Source organism: Sphingobium sp. Leaf26 (assembly GCF_001421665.1).
In the GTDB taxonomy this organism is placed as follows: Bacteria; Pseudomonadota; Alphaproteobacteria; order Sphingomonadales; family Sphingomonadaceae; genus Sphingobium.
In genome coordinates this window covers 1-7,023 of record NZ_LMKV01000025.1, presented here as the reverse complement: position 1 = coordinate 7,023, position 7,023 = coordinate 1, and the positions used below count along the sequence as shown (strand labels likewise).

Annotated in this window: 7 protein-coding genes and 2 pseudogenes; 6 read left to right on the top strand and 3 right to left on the bottom strand. The window is 60.2% G+C overall.

The window, feature by feature from the left end; all coding sequences use genetic code 11:
• Positions 1–86: 86 nt before the first annotated feature.
• Positions 87–263: pseudogene (locus ASE85_RS24050) on the top strand (transposase); the annotation flags it as partial.
• Positions 264–325: 62 nt separating this feature from the next.
• Positions 326–1,261, top strand: coding sequence for an IS5 family transposase (locus ASE85_RS15665; protein WP_056690358.1), 936 nt, complete (start codon positions 326–328; stop codon positions 1,259–1,261).
• 105 nt (positions 1,262–1,366) lie between these two features.
• On the opposite strand, the gene ASE85_RS15660 is transcribed toward ASE85_RS15665, so the two are convergent.
• Both ASE85_RS15660 and ASE85_RS24045 read right to left on the bottom strand, forming a co-directional pair.
• Positions 1,367–2,482 (bottom strand): efflux RND transporter permease subunit, encoded by a 1,116-nt coding sequence (locus tag ASE85_RS15660; protein ID WP_056690355.1) that lies wholly within the window; start codon positions 2,480–2,482, stop codon positions 1,367–1,369.
• Positions 2,479–2,604, bottom strand: coding sequence for a hypothetical protein (locus ASE85_RS24045; RefSeq protein ID WP_235523569.1), 126 nt, complete (start codon positions 2,602–2,604; stop codon positions 2,479–2,481). The genes ASE85_RS15660 and ASE85_RS24045 overlap by 4 nt, the downstream gene beginning before the upstream one ends.
• Before the next feature lie 384 nt (positions 2,605–2,988).
• Here ASE85_RS24045 and ASE85_RS24040 point away from each other — a divergent pair.
• The 4 genes and pseudogenes from ASE85_RS24040 to ASE85_RS15640 form a co-directional block, all read left to right on the top strand.
• Positions 2,989–3,252: pseudogene (locus ASE85_RS24040) on the top strand (LysR substrate-binding domain-containing protein); the annotation flags it as partial.
• Positions 3,253–3,308: 56 nt separating this feature from the next.
• Positions 3,309–3,905, top strand: a complete 597-nt coding sequence (locus ASE85_RS15650; RefSeq protein ID WP_056690349.1) for a TetR/AcrR family transcriptional regulator — start codon at positions 3,309–3,311, stop codon at positions 3,903–3,905.
• Between the two features lie 84 nt (positions 3,906–3,989).
• The gene (locus ASE85_RS15645) at positions 3,990–5,726 is read left to right on the top strand and encodes an acyl-CoA dehydrogenase C-terminal domain-containing protein (protein ID WP_056690346.1); all 1,737 of its coding nucleotides are present in this window, start codon (positions 3,990–3,992) and stop codon (positions 5,724–5,726) included.
• A 57-nt stretch (positions 5,727–5,783) separates the two neighbouring features.
• Positions 5,784–6,305: a hypothetical protein gene (locus tag ASE85_RS15640; RefSeq protein ID WP_056690343.1), complete on the top strand. Its 522-nt coding sequence runs from the start codon at positions 5,784–5,786 to the stop codon at positions 6,303–6,305.
• Positions 6,306–6,531: 226 nt separating this feature from the next.
• Here ASE85_RS15640 and ASE85_RS23135 read toward each other — a convergent pair whose 3' ends face one another.
• A complete protein-coding gene (locus ASE85_RS23135; RefSeq protein ID WP_156358382.1) occupies positions 6,532–6,915 on the bottom strand; it encodes a hypothetical protein in 384 nt (127 codons plus the stop codon).
• Between the last annotated feature and the right edge of the window lie 108 nt (positions 6,916–7,023).

Here is a 7,023-nt window from a genome sequence, read left to right as displayed (position 1 = left end):
TGATCGTCCCGCAGAACCTCGCCTTCCACACCAGCCTCCAAAAGCCAGTGTTGAATCAGAAATCTGCTAACATGGAAATCCCTAAAATGTCACTACAGCCTAGAGTCCGACCCGAACGAAGGGACGGACAGATTAAGCGGAAGCAGTTTTCGGAAGAGCAGATTATCGACCTCCTGAAGGAGGCCGAGGCGGGCGCGGTAGTGACGGAGCTGTGCCGCAAGCACGGGATGTCGAGTGCGACCTATTATGAGACCTGTGCGCGGGTGGGTGTAGACATCGGCACTGATCGCTGATTCTATGAGCTTTCTGAGTAGGAGGGTCGGACATGGCGCATCGTTCGATAGGTCAGGAGCAGTTCGGCTTTGGCGGGCGCGCAGGGTCAGCATCGACGCTCGATAAGCTTGGCAATCTGATCTGTTGGGAGCCGGTATCGGTCCTTCTTGATCTGCTTTATTCGGCGAGCAAAGGCGAGCCGGCGTGGCCACCGCTCGCGATGTTCAAGGCCCTGCTTCTCTCGATCTGGTACGATCTGTCCGACGTGAAGCTGGCCGAGGCGATCGAGGATCGAGCCTCTTTCCGTCGCTTCTGTGGTTTTTCGGGAACAGAGGCCACACCCGAGCGAACAGCATTCGTGCGCTTTCGCAAGGAGCTTGTCGCCCATAGGCTGGACCGACTGCTATTCACGATGGTGACGGCGCAGCTCACGTCCAAGGCCGTCACGGCCAAGACCGGGACACCGGTCGATGCGATCATCATTACCTCCGCCAGCGAGGACGACGGTGATGCGCGCTGGGTCAAGCACAAGGGAAAGCGGGCCGTTCACGGCTTCAAGGCCCATGTTGGGGCAGATGCCGATACAGCATTGGTCGAGGAGGTGTCCGTGACATCCGCCAATGTCAACGATGGCAAAGCAGGCCCCGAAGCGCTGCCCGACAACCCCGGCGAGGTGTTTGCCGACAGCGCCTATCGCGGCAGTCACTTCCGTGATGCGCTGCGTGCAAAGGGCGGCATAGCGCGGATCGTCGCCACCGGCATGTGGGGCCGCGACGAACAGGAAACGCTGCGCAAGCTCCAGGAATGGAACCAGCCGATCCACCGGGTGCGCGGCCGGATCGAAAAGATCTTTGGTAGGTGGAAGCGCTGCTACGGCCTGCGCCGAATGCGATGGCGAGGTCTCGCCAAAGCTGCCGTCCAGGTCCACCTCACCGCCATTGCCTACAATCTCAAGCGCACCATGAACATTCTCGCAGTCCAGGCGTGAAAGCTGCCGCCGCTCCGGCCAGAGCGGCGGCGATGTAGGTCAATAGTGAACGAAAACTGATAAAAGATGCGCTTTGCGGGCGCTACACCCACCCGCGCACAGGTTTCATGATTCAGACCCTTGAGTATAGCTGAACTGCGCCACTTTTCGCATCGGGCAAGCGAATGACGACCGAAAATCGACGATCGCCTTCGAACAAGAGCCCAGCTTCGCGTCCGCCCAATGAGGCGGAAACGGTGTTGGCCACCTCTTGGACCGACACGCCGTAACGCGCGGCCGCCTACCGGCCGATCTTGACGTCGAAGGTCGGCGCGCCGTCAGTCTGTTCCGCGCTGACATCGCCCGTGTCCGGAATTTTCCGCAGCACGCCGCGATATTGCGCGTCTGATCGCTCATCACATCAAGATCGTCGCCATAGAGCTTGACCGCCACGCCGGCGCGAACCCCGGCGATCAGTTCGTTGTAATGCATCTGGATCAGCTGCTGGATTTCGGTGCGGCTGCCGATCAACGGTTTCATCCGCTCCTTGATGCGGCGACGAATGTCCTCCTTGGACTTGACGTCCGCAGGCGATTCGCGTTCCGACTTGGGAATGACATAAGTGTCGGACGAACTCGCTGGAATCGGAACAGTGCTGAGATCTGTGTTGCCGTTCTTCGAAAATATCAACTTGAATTCCGGCAACGTTTTTAGCGTATCTTCGATCTGAAGCTGCGTCTGGATCGATTGGTCGATAGAAGCGGACGGCACGCGGAAATTTGTGACCATGATATCCTTCTCATCCAGTTGGGGCATGGACTGTTCACCAAGAAGCCCGAAAGCAAAGACTGAAGCGATAAGCACGCCGGCGCCGGCCACGATGAAGGGGAGAGAATGGGCCACCGCCTGGTTCAGCAGCGGCGCATATTTCTTCTTGAACCCGCGGATCGGCTTCACTTCTCTTTCGCGGATCTTGCTCTTCACCACGAGGGGGATCATGGCGGGAACGAAGGTGATCGGCAGGACGAAAGCCGACGCCAGCGCGAACATCAACGTGGTTGCCATGGGCAAGAAGATATTATCCTCTACCCCCTGAAACGTCAGCCGCCGCCCTTCATGTTCCTGCCTCTCGGCGAGCCGACGCAGCCCATTTTCGAATATGATAACCGCGCCATCGACGATCACGCCGAAATCCAGCGCGCCAAGGCTCGTCAGGTTGTCCGACATGCCAAGGCCGTTCATTCCTGATGCCGTCTCAACATGGTGATTGGAATGGCTCCCGCAGCGATGAGCGCCGCGCGGATATTGCCGAGCAGCGGGAACAGCAAGAGGACGACCAGCAGCGCGTCTTCGATCAGGTTCATTTCGACCGTTACGATCGTGGTGTTGACCAGCTTCGATCAATTATAAACAGGTTCGGCAAAGACATCTGGCGAAAGCGACTTGTTGATATCGCCCAGCCGATCCGCCTTTCGAAGCAGATGGCATCATCTGCTGGCTCGGAAAATGCGGAAAACAAAAGATAATCAGAGCATAATCTGATCCTGTATGATCGGATTATGCTCTAGTCCTCAATTGCCTGTATTCGCTGCGCCTCCGAGTCCCCCAAGACAGCCACACTTGGCCGTCCAGTTGTGGATCGTCGCTTCCAACACGCCGTGGCGACGACCACGCCACCAATCTTCGCGCCAGCCTTCTTTTTTCAGGTGGCCTTGTCCCACGGGCGGCTCTGCATCGTGCTCCTGCTCCGCGAATGCGCTCTGTCGGCGAAGGGTAATATTGAAGCCAATGATGGCGAGACGTTGGGCCAACTCGCCGCCAATGGCGCAGGTATCGCGCGCGTCGGTCGTTTCAGCATCGCGGAAGAGCCGGCATCGGGGCGCCTCGTCCCGATCCTGGAGGCCTGTAATTCGGGCTATGTCGAGATGATCCACGCGGTCTTCGTCGGTGGTGCCGGTATGCCTGCACGGGTTCGGCTATTCGTGGATTTCCTGGCGGACCGACTGCGATGACGCTAAATCGGATGCCAAGGCTTCGCGCCCATTTCGCTATGTGCTAGCCCGCTGTCATGAGGAAGCATCATCCAGAGCAGGGCGCGATCGAAGACGGGGCTGCCGAGGGATCAGACCGCCGCCGCCAGATAATGGAAATTGCGGCTCAACTCTTCGCGCGGAAGGGGTATCGCGGCACGTCGATGCGCGACATCGGCGAGCAGGCCGGGGTGCTGGGCGGATCCCTCTATTACCATATTAAGTCCAAGGATGCGCTGTTCGTCGAGTTGCACAATCGGGCACTGGACGCTGCGGAAGCGAAGATCGCTTGCTCCGTAGCGGCGCAGAGTGATCCGTGGGCGCGATTGGCGGTTGCCTGCACAGCCCTCCTAGAAATCCAGTTGGCGCCCAACTCTCTGACCATGCCGATGATGAATGATTTCCGGGAAGTGCCCGATGCTGTTCGGGCGCAACTGGTCGCGCGCCGGGACCGGTTCGAGGACCTGTTTCGATCCCTCGTAGCCGACTTGCCCTTGCCCGCAGATATCGACCGGTCCATCTATCGCAACCTTTTGCTATCGCAGCTTAATTCGGCGGCCGACTGGTATCGGATGGGGCGGTTGACCCCTGCGGACGTCGCGACGCAGATCGTTGCTATTTTCCGCCACGAATAAGCTTGGCAGCGGACGCCGTCATAGCAGCGGATTGATTGTAACAGTTGTTTGGTGTATGCTGCGGTCAATCGAAAGGAGAGTCCAATGTTCAGCTATATTCCGCCGATCGACGACTACCGTTTCCTGCTGACGCGGGTGCTCGGCTTCGAGCAGGCAATGGCGGAGATGGGCAAGGACGTGGACGCCGATCTTGCCCTGGCCGTGCTGGATGAGGCGGGGAAGATGTGCGCGGAACGGTTGCACCCGCTCAACCGCCATGGTGATGAGGAAGGCAGTCGCCTGGTCGAGGGCGCGGTGCAGACGCCGGCCGGCTTCGCCGATGCCTGGCGCGATTTTGCGACAGCGGGGTGGGCATCCCTGGCGGCTGATCCCGAATATGGCGGGCAAGGACTGCCGTTCCTCCTTCAGTTGTGGCTGGACGAAATGCTTTCGGCCGCGAACCTTTCCTTTGGCTTGTTCCCAGGCCTGACCCGCGGCGCGTGCGAAGCGATCATGGCGCATGCCAGCGACACGCTCAAGGCAACCTATTTGCCGCCGATGGTCAGTGGCGAATGGACCGGCGCCATGGCCCTGACGGAGAGCGGAGCCGGTACGGACCTTGCCCTGCTCAAGACCAAGGCGGTGCCGCAGGATGACGGCAGCCATGTCGTGACCGGGCAGAAGATCTTCATTTCATCGGGCGATCATGATTTCGGCGGCAACATCATCCATCTGGTACTGGCCCGTCTGCCTGACGCGCCGCCGGGGGTGAAAGGGATCAGCTTGCTCCTGGTCCCCAAATATCTTCCCGATGCCGATGGCGGCTTCACGCTTCGCAATGCCATGTCGGTGGGGGCGCTGGAAAAGAAAATGGGCATCCATGCCCAGCCGACCTGTGTCATGAATTATGATGGCGCGACCGGTTGGCTGGTCGGCGAGCCAAACAAGGGCCTGGCTGCCATGTTCACGATGATGAATGCGGAACGGCTGATGGTCGGCATCCAGGGACTGGGGATTGCAGGGGCGGCCTATGGGCAAGCCGCCGGCTATGCGAAAGAGCGGTTGCAGGGGCGCGGCGCGGACGGTGCGCGGGGGCCGGTGGCAATCATAGAGCATGCCGATGTGCGCCGCATGCTGCTCAACATTCGCTCCTTCGTGGAGGCGGGCCGGGCCTTGAGCGGCTGGACCGCGCTGCAACTCGACCGGGCGCATCATCACCCCGATCCGGCCGAGCGAGCCAGGGCTGACGCGCTGGTCGCGCTGCTGACCCCGGTGGTGAAGGCCGCCTTCACCGATTTTGGTTTCGAAAGCGCCGTGCAGGCGCAGCAGGTGTTCGGCGGCCACGGCTACATCCGCGAATGGGGCATGGAACAATATGTCCGCGACGCCCGCATCGCCCAGATTTACGAGGGGACCAATGGCGTGCAGGCCATGGATCTCGTGGGGCGGAAGCTGCCCATGGCAGGCGGCGCCGTGGTCGAGGGCTTTTTCGACATGATCGCGGAGGATCTTGCGGCAGCCGGCGACGGTATCGTGGTGGAGAAGGTGGCGGAGGCGCTGGCGCTGCTGCGGGATGTCACGGCCCGATTGGCCGGAGCGGGAACGGAAGCGACCGGCGCTGCTGCGGTCGACTATCTGCGCCTGTTCGCGCTGGTTTCGATGGGCTGGATGTGGGCGCGCATGTCCGCGGCGGCGTCGATGGAGGATGATCCGCTGCACCGGTCGAAGCGCGCGGTCGCGGAATTTTTCGTTGCGCGCGTGCTCCCGCAGACAACGAGCTTGGCCGCCGCCATCGCTGCTGGCGAAGCATCCATCATGGCGCTCGATGCCGATGCGTTCTGAATGGCCGGTTTGACATAGCGAATAGTCGGCCAGCAGGTGTGGGGCGGACTATTGGCTATGGACGAAGACCTTAGAGCGTTTTCCGATCATTCTGGGTCATATCCGCACGCGCTCGCCGAGCGCGAAGGCGATCAGGCCAGCTTCAACAAGGAAGCACGCCAGCGTTATCTGGCCTTCGCGACATCCGGCGAGGCAGGCTGGCCCGGCAATTTTCGCGATCTGGCCGCCAGCGTCACCCGTATGGCCACACTCAGCCCGAAAGGGCGGATTAATGTAGACTGTGTCGACAAGGAAATCGAACGGTTGCGGCGGTTATGGTTAGGTCAGGCTGATAACGCCGCAGATATTCTGTCCGAGATATTGAGCGACGAGCAGATTGCCGAACTCGACCTGTTCGATCGCGTCCAACTCACGGAGACGATCAAGATATGCTGCGCCAGCCGCTCGCTTTCGGAAGCAGGGCGAACCCTCTTCAACGCCTCACGCGCGCGCCGCAGCAGCTCGAATGATGCGGATCGCCTGCGAAAATATCTGGCACGGTTTGACTTAGAATGGTCGGTGGTGAACGACTTAAGATGAACGACCCTTATGAGACGCTGAGGCGCCAATTTCGCGTCCCCAGCTGCGGTCTGCCCGCTAACCGGCAGGTCGCGACCAACTCGCGTCGTTCCGACGCGGGCGGGCGAACGACAGGTTATGTCAGAAGCTGATGGAACGGATTTCACCTGATTTTCGGTCATCGCATCAGCCGATGGCTTGCCTAGGTGAACACCGGACGGGCCGCTCTGGCAGTTTCAGCGCGCGCCTACAAAAATGGCTGTAAAATAAATCTCACCACGCGGCTGCCCGAGGCACCCGCGACATTCAGTTCCACAGCCTGCCCCGGCTTGCCTGAAATCTTGGCGATCGCCGCGCCGAAATCCAGTCCGGTGATTTGGTCATCCACAGCGACGCCCGCGCCTGCGGCCGGACTGCCCGTACCCACTGCTGCCACCCGAACTTCTTCGCCCTTTCGCTCCAACCACAGCCCCGACAGACCATAACGTTCCTGCACTGACGTAGTATCGCCATGGGGCTGCACCCATAAAGCCTTTGCCCGCACATCGGTCGAGAGGTTGAACCGGCGCAGTACTGCCAGCCCGACGATGCCATGATGTTGCCCGCGCGATCCATCTTGCGGTCCCCGCACCAAAACTAGGCTGTAGTGACATTTTAGGGATTTCCATGTTAGCAGATTTCTGATTCAACACTGGCTTTTGGAGGCTGGTGTGGAAGGCGAGGTTCTGCGGGACGATCA

Bases quoted from the DNA above. Each gene is read 5' to 3' on its own strand.
- ASE85_RS15645 (WP_056690346.1), top strand. From the start codon at position 3,990: ATGTTCAGCTATATTCCGCCGATCGACGACTACCGTTTCCTGCTGACG.
- ASE85_RS15660 (WP_056690355.1), bottom strand. From the start codon at position 2,482: ATGAACGGCCTTGGCATGTCGGACAACCTGACGAGCCTTGGCGCGCTG.
- ASE85_RS15650 (WP_056690349.1), top strand. From the start codon at position 3,309: ATGAGGAAGCATCATCCAGAGCAGGGCGCGATCGAAGACGGGGCTGCC.
- ASE85_RS15665 (WP_056690358.1), top strand. From the start codon at position 326: ATGGCGCATCGTTCGATAGGTCAGGAGCAGTTCGGCTTTGGCGGGCGC.
- ASE85_RS15640 (WP_056690343.1), top strand. From the start codon at position 5,784: ATGGACGAAGACCTTAGAGCGTTTTCCGATCATTCTGGGTCATATCCG.
- ASE85_RS24045 (WP_235523569.1), bottom strand. From the start codon at position 2,604: ATGAACCTGATCGAAGACGCGCTGCTGGTCGTCCTCTTGCTGTTCCCG.